This is a genomic window from Phyllobacterium sp. 22552, assembly GCF_052044585.1.
Lineage (GTDB): Bacteria > Pseudomonadota > Alphaproteobacteria > Rhizobiales > Rhizobiaceae > Phyllobacterium > Phyllobacterium ifriqiyense.
Window position 1 is genome coordinate 245,416 of sequence record NZ_JBQENG010000007.1, and the last position, 17,982, is coordinate 263,397.

Sequence of the window (17,982 nt, forward strand, 5' to 3'; positions counted from 1 at the left end):
GAATTATCGGTTGGTCATGTCAGCTCTTCTCATTCTGCAGAATGTTTCCCACACCACGGCTGAAGGCCGCGAACTCTTCAAATCCCTGGACCTCAGTCTTGAGCGTGGTTGTACCGGCCTTGTCGGGCGCAATGGTGTGGGCAAATCCACTCTTTTAAAACTCGTCGCGGGTGACTTCGCCCCGCAATCCGGCACGGTCAGTCGGGCAGGCTCTCTCGGCCTTCTTGAACAATCTGTTCACAACTCAGATTTCAGAACGGTTGTCGACGCGATGGGCGTTGCCGAAGCCTATCAAACGATATGGCGGATTATGGCTGGCAATGGCACGCCCACCGACTTTGAGAAAGCGGACTGGACTCTCCAATCACGGTTGATCGAGGCATTGGCACAGGTGGGAATGCAGGAATGTGACCCCCTACGCGATCTGTCGACATTAAGTGGCGGACAAAGAACCAGAATTGCACTTGCCGCCCTGATCTTCAGCAAGCCTGATCTTATTCTGCTTGATGAGCCTACCAACAATCTTGATCGTGAGGGCAGGGAGGCCGTGACGGACTTTCTCCTCCATTGGAAAGGAGGGGCATTGGTTGTCAGCCACGACAGGCAGATACTTCGCCAGATGGACCGGATCGTCGAATTGTCCGGCCTTGGCGTAAAAACATATGGCGGCAATTGGGACGATTATAAAGAACAGAAAGGCCGGGAGGTAGAAGCAGCAGAACGCGAATTGATCGTTGCCGAACGCGATGCCGCGCTGCTCTCCCGCAAGATACAGATTGCTGCAGAGCGCAAGGCCAAAAAGGATTCTGTGGGAAAACGTTCACGCGGCAAAGCAGGCCTCAGCAAGCTCATTTTGGACGCACGTGAAGATCGCGCGGAGCAAAGCTCCGGACGTGGCAAGCAATTGGCAGACAGGCAGCGTCAAAAGACTGAACAGAAACTGCAATCGGCCGTCTCGAACATTGAGCGCCTAAAGTCACTCTCCTTCGAGATCGGGGCATCCCGCACACCGGCTGGAAAAATTGTACTTGCGTTTGATGAGGTATTCGGTGGGCCGGACATGCAGGCTCCGATAATCAACGAGCTCTCCTTTACAATAACCGGCTCCGAACGCATGGCAGTTACAGGGCCCAATGGTTCAGGCAAAACCACACTCCTTCGTCTCGCAATGGGCGAGCTTCTTCCCACAAGCGGAAGAATTCAGCGCTCGGGGCCATTCGCCATGCTGGACCAGAGTGTCAGCCTGCTTGATCCTGCAAGCACGATTTTGGAAAATTTCAAACGCCTGAATCCCGACAGTACGGACAATGATTGCCGTGCTGCATTGGCACGGTTTCTCTTCCGGGCCGATAGTGCGCTACGGCTGGCCTCCTCCTTAAGCGGGGGAGAGATACTTCGCGCCGGGCTGGCTTGTGTGTTGGGCAGTAACGCACCTCCTGATCTGCTGATTCTCGATGAGCCTACAAATCATCTTGACCTTATGTCGGTTGAAGCAATCGAAACGGCACTGAACGCTTATGACGGTGCATTGCTTGTCGTTAGTCATGATGAAGACTTTCTGGCGGCAATTGGCATTGAAAAATGGCTAGCACTTTAGCCATTCGGCAATGCCGCGCCCTGCTGCGCGGCCTGTAGCCAAGCAAGCCGTGAGCAGATATCCCCCTGTCGGCGCTTCCCAATCAAGCATTTCTCCGGCAGCGAAGAGACCGGGGATTGCTTTGAGCATGTAGTTTTCGCCAACACTGTCCCAACGAATACCGCCCGCGGAGGATATTGCCTCTGCTATCGGGCGGGGCCTTGAAACAGAGATAGGCAAATGCTTGATGAGCCGTGCCGTACTTTCAGGGTTTGTCAGATCGGTGTCGTCAGCGAAATGACGCAACAAAGCCAACTTTACGCCATCAATTCCCGCGCCCTTTCTCAGGCGGTTCGAAAAGCTTGATTTGCCGCCTTGCCGCGCCAGATCTTTGACCAAGCGTTCCAGCGTTCGGCCCGGCACAAGGTCCACCAGAAGCGCAGCTTCGCCCTGGGATGCCAGTCGCTCGCGCAGGTTCGCTGCATGCGCGTAGACGAGACTGCCCTCAATGCCGTGGCGGGTAATCACGAATTCGCCGGGAATTATACCGGCGTCGGAAGTGGCTGTAACGGATTTGACGGGCGCACCGGCAAAACGTTCCCGGAACATGTCATCCCAAGCGACATCAAAGCCGCAATTGGCCGGTTGAAAGCTAGCAACATTCACACCGGCATTTTGCAGCCATGGGAGCCAACTGGCATCGGAGCCAAGACGCGGCCAGCTTGCACCACCAAGTGCAAGCAAAGCTGCATCCGGCTGTATCATTTTTTGACCATCCGGCGTATCAAACAGATAGTCTCTCCCAGAAAACCCGGTCCAGCGGTGGCGTGTACGAATTTTTACACCGCATGTTTCCAGCCGTTTTAACCACGCTCGCAGGAGAGGGGAAGCCTTCATCGCTGTTGGAAATACGCGGCCGGATGTGCCAATGAAGGTTTCAACGCCGAGCTCTTCTGCCCATGCCCGAACGGCCAGCGGACTGAAAGCGTCAAGCGCCGGGCGCAAACGATCTGACGCCGAACCAAAGCGCATCACAAGTTGCCTATAGTCTTCCGCATGGGTGAGATTCAGCCCTGACTTTCCGGCCAGCAGAAACTTCCGGCTGAGCGTTGGCATGCTGTCATAGACAGTTACCGAATGACCGGAAAAAGACAGTTCCTCTGCTGCTGCCAGACCGGCGGGGCCACCCCCGATAATCGCGATCTCTTTTGGTTTCACACGCAGCCTGCTCGAGTTTGGAGAAATCAGGCGTCGAGTTCCTTTCGCCTGATGAGCTCGTCCCGTATCAGCTTCTTGGCAATTTTTCCATATGCGGACTTTGGCATTTCAGGCCAGAAAACAAGACGCTTGGGCAGTTTGTACCGCGCCATCTTGTTTCCAAGCCAATCGATAATGGCCGCGCCGTCGGGCGCCGCGCCAGCTTTTGCCACGCAGATCGCAAGCCCGACCTCGCCCCATACGGGATCGGGAATACCGATCACCGCTGCTTCGCTTATGTCTGGATGAGTGAGGATTTTTTCTTCGATCTCACGGGGATAAACATTGGAACCGCCCGAAATATACATGTCAGAGGCGCGGCCAGTGATGAAAAGAAAGCCTTCCTCGTCCAGATGGCCGAGGTCGCCAGTCCGGAACCAGCCATTACGAAATGCTTTCTCATTGGCTTCGGGATTGTTGTAATAGCCCGCAAATACCGCAGGGCCTATGACGCAGATCTCGCCCGTTGCACCGGCGCTGACTTCGTCGCCATTATCATCCTGAATGGATATCTGCATTCCGGTGCGAGCAAATCCGCAAGTGCCGATTTTTGCCTGCGCATTGTCTTCTGCAAAATGATATGCGGGCGGCAGGACGGTGATGTTTCCCGTTACTTCCCCGAGGCCGAAATATTGGACAAGGACCGGCCCCAGCGTCTTGAGTGCGTGGATCTGGTCGGTGCGATACATTGGAGCGCCAGCATAAATCACATAACGCAACGATGAATGATCATAGGTTGAGACAGACTGGTTTTCGGTCAGAATCTTGAGGATCGTCGGAACGGTGAACATGTTGCTCACCTTCCATTCTTCCACCAGTCGCCAAGCTTCCGCCGCATCGAACTTTTCCGTAGGCAGCAAAATGGTTTTCGAGCCTCGCGCCACCTGCGTGAGCTGATGAATACCGGCACCATGAGACAGAGGAGCAACGACGAGCGAAGCGTCCTTATGTGTTGTTTCCGGCATCAGGTCGCAAAGGTGATTTGTGATGACAAAAGCCATTTGCCCATGGGTTAAAATGGCGGCCTTCGGTCTGCCGGTTGTGCCGGAGGTGAAGAAAAACCAGCAGGGGTCGTCGTGATTAACCAAAGCCATTTGCGTTGTCTGGCCGGAAAATGCGTCAACCAGATCATCATACTCATCGCCGAACTTGCTCGTGCCAATACTGACGATGAATTCCAGTTCGTTGCTTGAGGCGCGGCATGCAGCGGCATGGTCGGGAAAGGCGTTAGCGCATATCATGCCCTTTGCCTCGCTGGCACTGGCAAGATAGGCTACCTCCTCCGGTGTTTGCCGGAAGTTTGCCGGTACCCATACGGCCCCAAGCCTGAAACAGGCAAACATCGATTCAAACATCTGGTTACAGTTTTGCGACTGGATGAGAATGCGATCGCCCCGCACAACGCCAAATTTGCTTTGCAAGGCCGTAGCCATCGCATTGACACGCTGGTCAATCTGCGACCAGGTCCAGCTTTTATTTCCCCAGACAAACCCGATTTCTTTGGGAAACCGCCGCGCGGCCTCACTCAGGAAATTGGCAAGGTTCATCACCCGCTTGCTCATAGGCAAAATAGCCAGCCCCTCAGCCTGCGCCATTAATTTGCTCCCTCGACCTTTGTTCCCAGCCTTGCTGGATTGACAGGACGTTTTATCCGTCCATTCAAAGGTTGAAGATGGGCGAGCCGCGCCTCAATCTTCCTTGCCTCCACCTGCATAAGCGCGACAAGCTCGATCTGCCTGGCGGGCTGCATACGGCTATCGATGGCGGCAATGCTTAAAGCGCCCGCAGGACGCCCATCAGGATGGTGTATCGCAAGCCCGATTGCCCAGGAGTTTGCAAGGATTCGGCCCGGATTGAGCGCAAAGCCAGCTTCCCTGGTTGTCGCAACATCATCCCGGATTTGAGCGGGTCCCAGATTGGGGTATTCCGCTTGCAATACCGGATCGTTTGCTTCGAGTATGGCTTCGATTTCCTCGTCTGGCAAAGCTGATAAAATGGCCAAAGAACCGGCGCCTACGCCAAGCGGATGGCGATAGCCCGCTTGCAAGGCATGGGTGCGAATTTGGTATGTGCCTTCCTCGCGGTGCAGGCATACGGAGGACGTTTCCCGCTGAATTGAAAGGAAGCTTGTGTCTTCGGTCTTGGCGGAGAGCGTTGTCAGGCTGTCGCGGGAAATTTGGAGCAGGCCATAGCGACGCGAAGCCAGTGTGCCAAGAATGTAAGCCTCCTCACCGAGAAAATAACGCCGGGTCATCTCGTCCTGCTCCAGCATGCCCGAACGCATCAATGCAAGCAGCAGGCGGCGTGTCGTCGGCTTGTTCAAGCCGCCTTGTTCAACAAGCTCGCTAAGGGTCGAGCCCTGGTCTCCAAAATAGCTGACGAGGCTTAGCAGACTAAGCGCCCTGTCTACGCTTTGTGCACCGCTAAGGCCGGATGTCGACGCGACACGCTGTTCCATCTTCCGTTTCCCAAAGGTCCATAATGTGGATCAAGATTCAATCTTATAAGACAATGCCATAAAAAGGATTGCAAGACCGCTTTGTTTGTTTATGATTTTCCAGGAACGAGGAGAGAGCGCATTCTATAATATGGATCGCAGTGTCGATATGGCAATGGAGGTTGCCCTATCCGGCAGGTTCGCAGAACTGCAAGAGATACCCGGGAGGAACTTCAATGAACAATTTTTCACGTCGCCAGATCTTGCTGGCTGCTGGCTCAACACTGGTTGCCAGTCCATTTATTATGAGACGTCCGGCCATGGCTGCTGAGTTCTCTTATAAATATGCCAATAACCTGCCTGTTTCTCATCCAATGAACATTCGAGCCAAAGAAGCCGCTGACAAGATCAGGGAAGAGACAGGCGGCCGGTTTGAACTGTCGATCTTTCCCTCAAGCCAGCTCGGTTCTGACACGGATACATTGAGCCAATTGCGTTCCGGTGCGGTCGAGTTCTTCACCCTGTCTGGACTTATTCTTTCGACCCTCGTGCCCGCCGCGTCAATCAACGGTATCGGTTTTGCCTTTCCCGATAGTGCAACGGTCTGGAAGGCCATGGACGGTGAACTTGGCGCCTATGTGCGTACGCAGATCGAGAAGTCCAATCTCTTTGCCATGGACAAAATCTGGGACAATGGTTTCCGCCATATCACATCAAGCACAAAGCCAATTGTAACGCCCGACGATCTCAAGAATTTCAAGATTCGCGTACCGGTCAGCCCCTTATGGACATCCATGTTCACGGCTTTCCAGTCATCGCCAGCCAGCATTAACTTCAATGAAGTCTACTCATCGCTGCAGACAAAGGTGGTGGACGGGCAGGAAAATCCGCTCGCCATTATTTCGACTGCGAAGCTTTATGAGGTCCAGAAATACTGCTCCTTGACCAGCCATATGTGGGATGGGTTCTGGTTTCTGTCGAACCGCCGCGCCTGGGAAGCGCTTCCGGACGATATCAAGGAAATTGTTTCCAAAAACATCAATGCTGCCGGTCTGGCCGAGCGCGACGATGTTGCCAAATTGACTGAGACTTTGCAGGCGGATCTTAAGTCCAAAAACCTCGAATTCAATACGCCCGATCCTGCTCCATTCCGTGAGGCATTGCGTAGCGCCGGATTCTATTCCGAGTGGAAGGGCAAATATGGCGATGAGGCTTGGGGACTTCTGGAAAAAGTCGTCGGACAGTTGGCCTGATTGAAGAGCCGCAGACGATGGCCGGAATCAAAATAACCGAAGGCGCGGTCGCTGCAGGCGAGGAGAGTATTCTATCTCCTGCACAACGCGGCGACCAATCTTTTCTCTCAAAATGTGACCGGCTTCTCGGCCATCTGGTCGAATATCCGGTGGCTGTCCTGGTGGTTGCCGAAGTGGTCATTCTCTTCGCAGGCATCGTCGCGCGTTATGTTTTGCATCGCCCTTTGATCTGGTCAGACGAGCTGGCGTCGATCCTGTTTCTTTGGCTTGCCATGCTCGGTGCAGTGGTAGCTTTCCGGCGCGGCGAGCATATGCGCATGACTGCGCTGGTTGGCATGATGAACCCGGCAAGGCGCGCATTTTTCGACGTGGTTGCGGTGGTCGGTGCGCTGGCGTTCCTCCTGCTGATCATTTACCCGGCCTATGATTATGCCCATGAAGAAACCTATATAACCACGCCTGCGCTGGAGATTGCCAATGCATGGCGGGCGGCGGCACTGCCGGTTGGTGCAGCCCTTATGATTGTTTCATCACTGATCAAGCTTTTTCAGGTTTCCAATCTGCGCAATGTCTTTACCGCCGTGGTTCTCATCGGTACTATTGCTTTGGTCTTGTGGCTGCTTGGTCCATGCTTGAAGACGCTTGGTAATCTCAATCTGCTGATATTCTTCGTCGGGATTGTCGCTGCGCTTGTATTAAGCGGTGTGCCGATTGCCTTCTCCTTTGGTTTGGCGACATTTGGCTATTTGTCTTTGACGACAAGTGTCCCGATGCTGGTTGTCGTAGGGCGCATGGACGAAGGCATGTCGCATCTCATTTTGCTGGCGGTTCCGCTCTTCGTTTTTCTGGGCGTACTTATTGAAATGACCGGAATGGCGCGAGCCATGGTACAGTTTCTCGCCAGCCTGCTTGGGCACGTGCGGGGAGGACTATCCTATGTACTCATCGGTGCCATGTATCTCGTCTCCGGCATTTCCGGTGCGAAGGCGGCTGATATGGCTGCTGTTGCGCCCGTTCTGTTCCCGGAAATGAAAGCACGCGGCGCAAAACCGGGTGAGCTTGTTGCGCTTCTTTCTGCAACGGGAGCTCAAACCGAAACCGTACCGCCAAGTCTTGTGCTGATCACAATTGGCTCAGTGACTGGCGTTTCAATTGCCGCATTGTTTACTGGGGGATTGCTGCCCGGGGTGGTGCTTGCCATCATGCTGTGCTTTGTCGTCCGGCATCGCTACCGCAATGAGGACCTTTCCCACGTAACCAAGGCAACCGGCAGCCAGATTGGCCGCGCGTTCCTGATTGCGTTGCCGGCTCTGGCTTTGCCATTCATCATCCGCGCGGCTGTCGTGGAGGGCGTGGCGACGGCGACAGAAGTATCCACCATCGGCATTGTCTATGCTGTTCTGGCCGGCCTGCTGATTTACCGGCAGTTCGACTGGAAGCGCCTGAAGCCGATGCTCGTCGATACGGCGTCATTGTCAGGCGCGATCCTTCTTATCATCGGCGCGGCAACGGCCATGGCCTGGGCCTTGACGCAGTCAGGTTTCTCGCGTGACCTCGCTGCAGTCATGAGCGCATTGCCCGGCGGTCCCATAACATTTCTGGCGGTTTCGATTGTCGCCTTCATCATCCTTGGCAGTGTGCTTGAAGGTATTCCTGCAATCGTCCTTTTCGGCCCGCTGCTGTTTCCCATTGCGCAACAGGTTGGCGTGCACGAGGTCCATTATGCAATGGTGGTTATTCTCGCCATGGGCATTGGCCTTTTCGCGCCGCCATTTGGTGTTGGCTATTATGCCGCTTGCGCCATTGGCCGCGTCAATCCGGATGAGGGCATGAGACCGATCTGGGGTTACCTCGCCGCGCTTGTGATCGGGACTATTCTGGTTGCAGCCATACCTTGGATTTCGACTGGATTTCTTTGATGGCAGACAGACTGAAAGACAAGATCGCGATTGTTTTTGGCGCGGGTTCATCAGGCGAGGGTTGGAGCAATGGCAAAGCCACGGCTCTGGCCTATGCCCGCGAGGGCGCCACGGTTTTATGTGCCGATTTGAGCTTTGATTCTGCGAAGGAAACGGCCGAAATCATTTCGGGCGAAGGGCTGGCGGGCATCGCAATTGCGGTTGATGTCACAGATACCAGTTCTATAAACGCAGTCGTCGATACAGCCATTCGGCAATATGGCAGGATTGATATCCTTCATAACAATGTCGGCGTGGTGACGGCAGGCGGTCCGGAAGAGCTCGGCGAAGAGGCTTTCCGGGCATCACTCGATATTAATGTTGGCTCGGTTTTCCGTACGGCAAAGGCTGTCCTGCCCCATATGATGGCGAGGAAATCCGGCGCGATCATCAATATCTCGTCATTGGCCGGGATCCGTTGGACTGGATATCCCTATTTCGCCTATTATACGGCCAAGGGCGCAGTCAATCAGGCTACAGTGGCACTCGCCATGCAATATGCAAAACATGGAATTCGGGCCAACTGCATAATGCCGGGACTGATAGATACGCCCCTGATCTATAAACAGATTTCAGGCAATTACGCTTCCGTTGAAGATATGGTCAATGAGAGAAACCGGCTTGTGCCCATGGGCCATATGGGAACGGCTTTTGACGTGGCCAATGCGGCGGTCTTTCTCGCATCCGACGAAGCACGGTTTATCACCGGCGTCTGCCTCCCCGTTGATGGCGGGCAAAGCTGTTCGGCGGTTGCGGGTGTCTGATCGCAGTCTGATACAACCGGGTCCGGTTGCAGCGCAGCGGTTCGAAAGCTTCGAGGGCAAGGGCCGTAAGTTAGAGTTCACTCTTGCCCCTGGCCTCAGCATCAACGACGCGATTGCGCGTCCATTGCTTGCAGAAAATATCCGGGCAGCGGCGCTGGTCATTGAGGATGGCTCATTTGCCCCGCTTCACTATCTGATGCCGGCTCTATCGACCGATGGTGTTCATGCGGCATGGTATAGCGGTCAATATTCGCCGATGGGTGAAACGCAACTCGAGCGCGGCAATGTCACCTTTGGCGAACGCGATGGCGCACCATTCATTCATTGTCACGCGATCTGGAACGAGGCGGATGGCAGTCGCAATGCGGGCCACATCCTTCCGCACGAGACAATTGTCAGTCAGCCGATCCGTGCCACGGCTTGGGCTGTTGATAGTATCGCAATGGTGTCCGAGCCTGACGAAGAAACCGGCTTTACGCTGTTTCATCCCGTACCGTTGGATGAACTGAAAACGGACCAACAGGCGCCGCGCATGGTGTTTGCCCGTATTGCTCCTAATGAGGACATTATTGAATCCTTGGAAGCCATATGCCGCAAGCATGGCATCGAACATGCATTGGTTCGTGGCAGCGTTGGAAGTCTGATCGGTGCCCGCTATCTGGGTGGGAGCATTGTCGATGACATTGCCACGGAAGTGTTTGTTCTTGAGGGAATTGTGAGCGAGGGCGCCGCTGCGACCCGGCTGGAAATCGCAATGGTTGATACCCATGGAACCATTACGCGCGGCTTTCTGGAGCGTGGTGATAACCCTGTCTGCATCACATTTGAGCTATGCTTGGAAGAAATTGCCCGCCCGATGTGGTGAGGGCATGACCCTATAACGAAATTGCAATAAGTTTCGATGCTGCACCGGCAACTGGCTGGGCAACACCTATTGCTTACGCTGGATAAGGGGCGCACATTCTCCCTCCCGCTGTCTTACATAATAATAAATACGGGGACAGGACAGCTCGATCACCTAAGGAGGAATAGTGTGAACAACGTTCTTAAAAGCATGATCTTTGGAGCCTTGGTTCTGGCAACATCCACCGCCGCTCAGGCTGGCACAACGCTTGACCGCGTTATGGAAAAGAAGGCTATGGTCGTCGCTACCAACAGCAGCTGGCCGCCACAGAGCTATCTTGACGATAACAATGAAATGGTCGGTTTCGATATCGATATGGCCAAAGAAATCGGCAAGCGTCTTGGTGTGGAAGTCTCGTTTCAGACGCCGGATTGGGCAACTTTGACCGGCGGACGCTGGCAGGGACGCTATGATGTCGGCGTGGGTTCAGTGACGCCAACCAAAGCGCGTGCGCAGGTTATCGATTTCGCATCGGTCTATTATTACAGCCCCTATGTCTATGTGGTGCACAAGGACAGCAAGGCGAAGTCCGTCGATGATCTGAACGGCAAGGTAATCGGCGTTGAGACCGCGACGACTTCGGAAGACTTTATCCGCCGCCAGCTGGAGATCGATGCGCCGGGATTGCCACCTGTCGAATACAAGATCGAACCGGGCGAAATTCGCACTTTTGCCGATTCCATGCTGCCATTTGACGATTTGCGCCTCGGTGACGGCGTGCGTCTTGATGCTGTCATTGCGCCGGAACAGACAGCGCAGAACGCAGTGAAGAACGGCTATCCCGTCCGGATTCTTGAAGGTGGCTATGCTTTCCGCGAACCACTCGTGGTTATTGCAGAAAAAGGTGATCCGGAATGGACAGCAAAGGTTGGCGAAATCATCACTGCCATGCGTGCTGACGGTACGCTCGCGACCCTGACGACCAAATGGTACGGCAAGGATTATAGCGCCAACTAAGGCTGCGTAAGCTGCGCGCCGCCGAAAGGCGGCGTTGCCCCTCTGCTTCTTCGAGCAATGAGAATCCAATGAACTATATCGATACTTTTTATCGACGCACCATCGCCGATGATAAATCCTTTTCTGCCTTGCCCGGAACTGTCGAGTGCGACACCTGCATTATCGGCGGGGGGCTGGCTGGTCTGACGACCGCGCTGCAACTCGCCCGCGCGGGGCACGCCGTTGTCGTTCTTGAAGCGCAACGTATCGGGTGGGGTGCATCGGGCCGGAACGGCGGCTTCGTCAGTCCGGGTTTTGCCAATGACGGGGAAGCGATCGCACGGGCGGCAGGAGCCGAAAATGCAAAGAAATTGCATGGGCTTTCCATTGAAGGTGTGCGGTTTGTTCGCGACACCATAAACGAATTGAATATTGCATCCGCTGCGCCCGTTAATGGGATCATGAGTGTCCTGCGCTATAGCGACGAACAGGCGATGAAGCAGCGAGCCGAATATCTCCACCGGACCTTCGACTATCCAGTTGAATATATGAGCCGGGAACAGGTGCAGGCGAAACTCCGCTCGGAGCGATATTTTCAGGCATTGCGGGACCCACAGGCCTTCCACATGCATCCCCTCAATTACCTGCGCGCCCTGGCGCGGGAAATCGAGCGCCTGGGCGGCAAAATCTTTGAATCCAGCGCTGCAAGCTCAACTGAATTTTCCAAGCCGGAGAAGGTTGTCAGCACTGATATGGGTAAGGTTAAAGCGCAAAATGTCGTCATCACGACCGGCGGCTATACATCCGGGCTGATCGGCAAGCTCAAGCGCAGTTATCTTCCCATTGCTACCTATGTCATGCTGTCCGAAGAGGCACCGGACCTGATCCGGACGGCTATCCAGACGACAGATGCAGTTGGCGATAATCGCAGAGCGGGGGATTATTACCGCGTTGTCGAAGGCGGCAAACGCCTGCTTTGGGGTGGGCGCATCACGACCAGAGCGGCATCCTCTTCCGCCGTTGCTGCGGAGCTCCGTAGGGAAATGGTCGGCACCTATCCGCAACTTGCCGAACTGAAAACCGAAATATCCTGGTCGGGCCTGATGTCATATGCACGTCATTTGATGCCCCAGATCGGTCAGTTGCAACAGGGCGTCTGGTACTGCACCGCCTTTGGCGGCCATGGGCTGAATACGACTGCCATGGGCGGCAAGGTGATTGCGGAAGCAGTGCTTGGACAATCGGAGCGTTACAGGCTTTTCCAGCCATTTGGCCTTGTTTGGGCCGGTGGACTGGCAGGGCTTTCCGTTGCGCAGCTGACCTATTGGAAACTGCAGGCACAGGATTGGTGGCGGGAACGTCACGCGTAAAATTACTTTTTTTGAATTGGGGGAATTGATATGATTGCCACGCTCATCCTGTCACACCCGAAAGCCGTGAAACGTGTCGGCGCTGCCCTCGCCATTCTGGTGGTTGCCGTGCTGCTCTACTGGATGGGCGTCGGTGGAGCTTGGGTTGGCAGCATATTCCCCTCGCTTCTTCCGGGCATGGAAGCGTCACCCCAAACCACGCGTGCCGTTGCCGCAATCATTTTCGCGTTGCTGATAGCCGTTAACTGGAAGCTCCTTGGACTTTTGCCGCGCACCTATCAAATCGGTGCCGTTTGGGCAGAGTTGTTTTGTTTGCTGCTTTTATTTTTCTACTCCTTTAATCTGAGTTTCTCTTTCATTGCCAAAAAGATCGGCTTTCTCATCACGCAAGGTGTCGTGACGACGCTCTATATCTCGGTCATTTCAATATTCATCGCCACCGTGATTGCACTTATCGGAGCGATCGCCAAACTTTCGAAAAACGGCGTCGTCTATGGCCTTGCCAGTTTCTACACCTCTCTGTTTCGCGGTTTGCCGCTGTTGATGCAGATTTACATTATCTATCTGGGTCTGCCCCAGGTTGGCTATGTCATCGGCGCTATTCCGGCGGGTATTCTGGCGTTGTCGCTGTGCTATGGTGCCTATATGACAGAGATTTTCCGCGCCGGTATCGAGAGTATCCCACGCGGACAAAGCGAAGGCGCAACAGCGCTCGGACTGCGACCCAACCACACGATGTTTCTGGTCATTCTACCGCAAGCCATGCGCGTAATCATTCCACCAACGGGCAACCAGTTTATCGCAATGTTGAAAGACTCCTCGCTTGTATCGGTCGTCGGTGTTTGGGAGATCATGTATCTCGCTCGCACAATGGGTCAGAAAGAGTTCCGTCACATTGAGATGCTGATCACAGCGTCGATGATCTATTGGCTCCTGTCCATTGGCCTGGAGATTATCCAAGCCCGTATCGAAGAGCGCTTCGGCAGGTCACTGAAACGCTGATGTCCTCTTTTGAAGGAAATGCCATGACACTACCCATAGTTTCCGCCGGTGAAATTGAACTGAATGGCGTCCACAAATGGTTTGGCAGTTTCCATGCGCTGGACGATATAAATCTCGTCATAGCGCCACAGGAGAAAGTCGTGATCTGCGGCCCTTCCGGCTCAGGCAAGTCGACGCTTATCCGCTGCATCAACCGACTTGAATCGCATGAGCAAGGAAAGATTGTTGTTGGCGGAATAGAGCTTACGGAAGATGAGGACCAGATTGACGAAGTCCGCCGCGAAGTCGGCATGGTCTTCCAGCATTTCAATCTTTTCCCGCATCTGACGATCCTGCAAAACTGCATCCTTGCTCCCATGTGGGTGCGTAAAATTCCAAAGAAACAGGCCATCGAAACCGCGATGCATTTTCTGGATCGGGTGCGTATCCCTGAACAGGCAGGCAAGTTTCCGGCACAGCTTTCAGGTGGACAACAGCAGCGAGTTGCGATTGCCCGCGCGCTCTGCATGACGCCCAAAATCATGCTCTTCGACGAGCCAACATCGGCGCTCGATCCGGAGATGGTCAAGGAAGTGCTCGATACAATGGTCTCTCTTGCAAAAGAAGGAATGACGATGGTCTGCGTCACCCATGAGATGGGATTTGCCAAACAGGTCGCAGACCGTGTCATATTCATGGATCGCGGACGGATCGTTGAAGAGGGCAAGCCGCTCGAATTCTTCGACAATCCTCAAAACGAGCGAAGCAAATTATTCTTGAGCCAGATATTGCATTGAGGTCGAACTCTTACGCGAGATAAATCACGCAGGCGATGATGGCAATGAGAGCCGTTAAGACGGTCGCTGCGACGTATCGCGACTTGGCGGATGGGGCCGGTTTGGCTTCCGCGTTCTGTATGGCGGGTGCTATGTTGGAACGGATGTCCACCGATGAAGATTTGTCAGGCGGCAACGAAGTCTGGGGTGGAGCGGCAAGAGGTTTCTGATCGATTGATTTCGAACTGGCACCCAGCTCTACCGAATTTGGCCTTTGCTTGTCGTCAAGAATTTCGTGTTTGCGTTGGCGTGTGGCACCGTCCGCCGCGCGTTCGAATTTTCGCATGGCATTTTCATCATTCCAATTGCTTTCGAGCGCCTGCTGCGATCCCGCATTGTTGATGGACTGAACCAAGAAACCGTCCTTTCTGGATAGTTATGGCTGAACGTCTTACCTCTGCTGTTGGAATGATGACGAGAACCTGTCTGATTGGCAAATATATTTTGTCAGGCCGTCAATTCTAATTTGCCCTATGTCATAAAACTGTGAGGCACATCTTCCATGTTTCTCCTGCCGTTGCCGGTGAGTCCCACGCGTTCTTTCGCGTAGCAGCAACATTCCGATTTCCCGATCAGGCAGGAGAACGCGATGTCTTTTCGTATAGATGTAGATGGTAAGAACCGCTTTGATGCCAATGGCAACAAGATACCGCTGACCTCTACGCAACAACAGCAACTCTTCGTGGAGCAAATCAGGCAGGCTGTGCGCGAACGTGCGCAGGCAGGCGGGCCAAGCTCATTCGACCCCGATAAAGAAAAGCTGATCGTGGTTCAGCCGGGTGATAGTCTTTGGGAAATCGCCAAGGATAACAATGTGCGGTTTGGCGACGTAGTTGAGGCAAACAAGGGACTTCACGACAATCAAGTCGATTTGGTCAATCCGAATGACATCATCATTATTCCTCATATTGCGCCGGATCTGGCTGCGGACACCGTCAAGGACAGCAAGGGCGTACCGGCGGGCGAGGCTGCTTTCAAGAACGAGCTTTATGAGCGCGGAAATAATCTTCAATATGCAGATGATCCATCCAAGACCGATTTTCCTGGTGAAACCAAAGGCATACAGCAGGATGTAGGGGCCTATCTCGATGGGCTTCCGGCAGGTGAACGGCAGGCCGCCGTTTCAAGGCTCATTGGAAACAAAAGCGATTGGCAGGATGCAAGTCCGGCGCTGAGCGCGATAGAAGCCGCTGCCACAGAGAGGCAGTTGATCGCCGATCCTCAGGAAGCCTTTGCAAAGGAAATCTATGCGACAGGCAACAAGCTGCAATATTCCGATAATCCAAACACTGACTATAAGGCCGGAACCGCAAATATTGCAGCGGATGTAAAGGACTATCTTCAAGACATTCCGGAAGGCGAGCGCACCAAATCCCTTCAGGCGCTTTACGATCACGACTGGACCGATGCGGGACCGTCGCAAGTCGCGCTGGAAAACACGGCCAAAGAGCTTGGCATAACACTGCGTCCTTCGACCCATCATGGACCCGAAATCGAGTCGCAGGCACGGCGGATTATTGACGATGCGAAGGCAGCGGGCAAACCGGATGAAGCGTTCAATGCGTTAAATGCCGCCTATGGCAAAGCGCCGGCAGAAGTGCAGGCTGCAATTGACGGCAATGCCGATGCCAAAGGGCTCATAAGCAATGCTGCGACTTGGGCGACAGAGAGGCTCAAGGATTATGATCCTGAAAAGGCGATCAGCGATCAAGGCGATAGTGCGGAATCCATGCGCAAACTGGAAGCCTTGACCAAAAATGCGGATCCACAGCTGGCAGCGCAATTGATGCTTGATGCTTTGCCGACGATAGAGGCTGCAAACGCACGCAAGCAGGAGAAGATTGGTGGTGACCTCATTGGCCTGGAGGGGCAGCAAAATCTCAATATGATTCTTGGTCGAATCGGTGACACGCCAAAAGGCCAGATCGTCATCGACCACTTTATAGACATGGATGTTGGAAACCCCACATCGATGCGTATGGCGATCATTTCAGGCTCAGGCCTTGATTTTCCGATCGAACGAGCTGCGACGTCTCCCTCAAGTGCCTATCTGGAGAACACGATCCTCCCGAGTGTCGTTGAATTCTCCAAAGGTTCTGTGAATGGCAGTGTCGACAAATACTCCGCCCATATGCAGGAGCTCCAATGGTTGATCGCAAATCACGGCGCCACAATGACGCCGGAACAGCTTGAGAAAGCTATTACGGATTATGAAGCGGAGAAGGGTCAGGGCTGGACAGATCAGAAGCTGGCGCTGGAAAATGATGTTGCCGCAAAGGGCAATCAACTTCTCAATCAGATAAGCCAATTGGGAAATCTGCCGCCGGAGCTGTCTGCTCAACAGGGCGCTGCCGATGAAAAAATCAAGGAAATCCTTTCCGACGACAAATCAGTCATGGCTATGCAGGTCGCGCTGAAGAATGATCCGGCGCTACTGGATAAACCTGCTGTTGTTTCCCTGTTATCCCATCAGGCACGCTTGACGGATCGTGGCCGGAAACTTGCAGAAGAAGCAATGACGCAGATCGTGCGCCGGACGGTCTTGCCGTCATTCGGGAATCTCAATCCGAACGACCCTGCCAGCATTGAGCGAGCCAAGGCTGGCATAGCCTCTTTGCACAATTCTCCTGCTGCCAAATTGCTTGGCATACCCGACGATGAATTCAAGAAAGCATTGAGCGCAGTCGAGGAGGCACTTCCGGCAGCGGGTGATACTGAAGCCCAAATGGTCCAGAAGTTGAAAAACCTCGACGCCAGGTTGACTGACACAAATGATGGCATGAAGTCGTTCAAGAATACGACAGTTCCCGGCCAGATGTTGCGCTTGATTGGACTGGCCGCCGTGGGCGTGGGGTTGGCCTCGACATTGAGTCGAACGGGTCAGGACCCATTGATGAAGTTCAAGGTCTTCATCGATGCTGCCGGTGTGGGGCAGCGCACGATCGAATTGCTCAATGGCTTTCAGCAGATCAACCCGGATTCAATGGCCGTGAAACATTTCGGCAGCAGCAGCACGACCGCCGCAAAGTGGTTGGGGTCGGTTGGTGCAAGCTTCGATCTGGTGCTGGCGACGCGCTCCTATATGGGCGGTGACTGGCAGATGGGTACATTGCAGGCCGCTGCTGGTGCAGGTGGTATACTCGCCGCTTTCGGGACTGGATCTATGGCAGGACCGGTTGGTCTGGTCATTGTAGGAGCTGCGGTCATTGGCCAGATGCTTCTTACGAATACCCGCCAGTCGAATATCTATATGACAGACACCTCCATGCGGTTTTTGCAGCACGCCCAATTATCGCAAGAAACCGCGAAGACACTGGTTGATCAGAGCGGCGAAGGGTTCAGTCCTGTTCCATTGCTTGTGAAATATGCAGAGCTGAAGGGCTACAAGCTTGATCAGCCTGCAGACCTTCAAAGCTTCGTCAGCTGGCTCAATGCCATACCGCAAGACAAGCTCGCTACACTGCGTGATAATCTGCATCATACGCTTGATGGTCTGAATGGGGACGTTTCCCGCTTTCCCGCCACCGCGGAAGGGGATGCAAACTACACTGATCCGCAAAAGCTCAATCACCGCACACAAAGCGCCTCGGGCAAAGCTGCGGTGACGCTTCCAAGTCTTGCCGACAAGATCAATGACGGTGATGCGAGCCCTCAATCCGTAGCGCAGATTGATGCCACCCTCCGGCAGCTTGGCATATCCGTGGCCTGAG

At 54.1% G+C, this 17,982-nt stretch carries 14 protein-coding genes; 10 read left to right on the forward strand and 4 right to left on the reverse strand.

The features are described 5' to 3' along the window. Positions 1–16: 16 nt before the first annotated feature. Complete coding sequence (locus tag ACTJI9_RS17545; protein WP_440809690.1) at positions 17–1,597, forward strand: ABC-F family ATP-binding cassette domain-containing protein; 1,581 nt, start codon at positions 17–19, stop codon at positions 1,595–1,597. On the opposite strand, the gene ACTJI9_RS17550 is transcribed toward ACTJI9_RS17545, so the two are convergent. Genes ACTJI9_RS17550 through ACTJI9_RS17560 form a run of 3 tightly spaced genes read right to left on the reverse strand, consistent with a single transcriptional unit; the run spans position 1,586 to position 5,291 of the window. Further along, positions 1,586–2,794 carry a TIGR03862 family flavoprotein gene (locus ACTJI9_RS17550; RefSeq protein ID WP_440809693.1) on the reverse strand — a complete coding sequence of 403 codons (1,209 nt, stop codon included), beginning with the start codon at positions 2,792–2,794 and terminating at the stop codon, positions 1,586–1,588. The genes ACTJI9_RS17545 and ACTJI9_RS17550 overlap by 12 nt on opposite strands. Before the next feature lie 26 nt (positions 2,795–2,820). Continuing rightward, positions 2,821–4,428, reverse strand: a complete 1,608-nt coding sequence (locus ACTJI9_RS17555; protein WP_440809696.1) for an acyl-CoA synthetase — start codon at positions 4,426–4,428, stop codon at positions 2,821–2,823. After that, positions 4,428–5,291, reverse strand: a complete 864-nt coding sequence (locus ACTJI9_RS17560; RefSeq protein WP_115055028.1) for an IclR family transcriptional regulator — start codon at positions 5,289–5,291, stop codon at positions 4,428–4,430. The genes ACTJI9_RS17555 and ACTJI9_RS17560 overlap by 1 nt, the downstream gene beginning before the upstream one ends. A 215-nt stretch (positions 5,292–5,506) precedes the next feature. On the opposite strand from ACTJI9_RS17560, the gene ACTJI9_RS17565 reads away from it, so the two are divergent. The 8 genes from ACTJI9_RS17565 (at position 5,507) to ACTJI9_RS17600 (ending at position 14,233) form a co-directional block, all read left to right on the forward strand. Beyond that, positions 5,507–6,523, forward strand: a complete 1,017-nt coding sequence (locus ACTJI9_RS17565) for a TRAP transporter substrate-binding protein (RefSeq protein ID WP_115055029.1) — start codon at positions 5,507–5,509, stop codon at positions 6,521–6,523. A gap of 17 nt (positions 6,524–6,540) precedes the next feature. Beyond that, a complete protein-coding gene (locus ACTJI9_RS17570; protein WP_440809698.1) occupies positions 6,541–8,442 on the forward strand; it encodes a TRAP transporter large permease in 1,902 nt (633 codons plus the stop codon). Continuing rightward, positions 8,442–9,245, forward strand: coding sequence for an SDR family NAD(P)-dependent oxidoreductase (locus tag ACTJI9_RS17575; protein ID WP_307277404.1), 804 nt, complete (start codon positions 8,442–8,444; stop codon positions 9,243–9,245). Before ACTJI9_RS17570 ends, ACTJI9_RS17575 begins: the two co-directional genes overlap by 1 nt. Next, positions 9,238–10,110, forward strand: a complete 873-nt coding sequence (locus ACTJI9_RS17580) for a PCC domain-containing protein (RefSeq protein WP_440809702.1) — start codon at positions 9,238–9,240, stop codon at positions 10,108–10,110. Before ACTJI9_RS17575 ends, ACTJI9_RS17580 begins: the two co-directional genes overlap by 8 nt. Before the next feature lie 189 nt (positions 10,111–10,299). Beyond that, on the forward strand, positions 10,300–11,106 hold the full coding sequence (locus ACTJI9_RS17585; protein ID WP_115055033.1) for a transporter substrate-binding domain-containing protein: 807 nt from the start codon (positions 10,300–10,302) through the stop codon (positions 11,104–11,106). 68 nt (positions 11,107–11,174) lie between these two features. Continuing rightward, positions 11,175–12,455 carry an NAD(P)/FAD-dependent oxidoreductase gene (locus tag ACTJI9_RS17590; protein ID WP_440809704.1) on the forward strand — a complete coding sequence of 427 codons (1,281 nt, stop codon included), beginning with the start codon at positions 11,175–11,177 and terminating at the stop codon, positions 12,453–12,455. Between the two features lie 30 nt (positions 12,456–12,485). After that, the gene (locus ACTJI9_RS17595) at positions 12,486–13,457 is read left to right on the forward strand and encodes an ABC transporter permease subunit (protein WP_115055035.1); all 972 of its coding nucleotides are present in this window, start codon (positions 12,486–12,488) and stop codon (positions 13,455–13,457) included. Between the two features lie 23 nt (positions 13,458–13,480). Next, positions 13,481–14,233 carry an amino acid ABC transporter ATP-binding protein gene (locus ACTJI9_RS17600; RefSeq protein ID WP_440809707.1) on the forward strand — a complete coding sequence of 251 codons (753 nt, stop codon included), beginning with the start codon at positions 13,481–13,483 and terminating at the stop codon, positions 14,231–14,233. A 10-nt stretch (positions 14,234–14,243) separates the two neighbouring features. On the opposite strand, the gene ACTJI9_RS17605 is transcribed toward ACTJI9_RS17600, so the two are convergent. Further along, positions 14,244–14,627, reverse strand: coding sequence for a hypothetical protein (locus tag ACTJI9_RS17605; protein WP_440809710.1), 384 nt, complete (start codon positions 14,625–14,627; stop codon positions 14,244–14,246). A gap of 234 nt (positions 14,628–14,861) precedes the next feature. Here ACTJI9_RS17605 and ACTJI9_RS17610 point away from each other — a divergent pair, with 234 nt between their 5' ends. Further along, positions 14,862–17,981, forward strand: a complete 3,120-nt coding sequence (locus ACTJI9_RS17610) for a LysM peptidoglycan-binding domain-containing protein (RefSeq protein ID WP_440809713.1) — start codon at positions 14,862–14,864, stop codon at positions 17,979–17,981. Position 17,982: the final 1 nt, after the last annotated feature.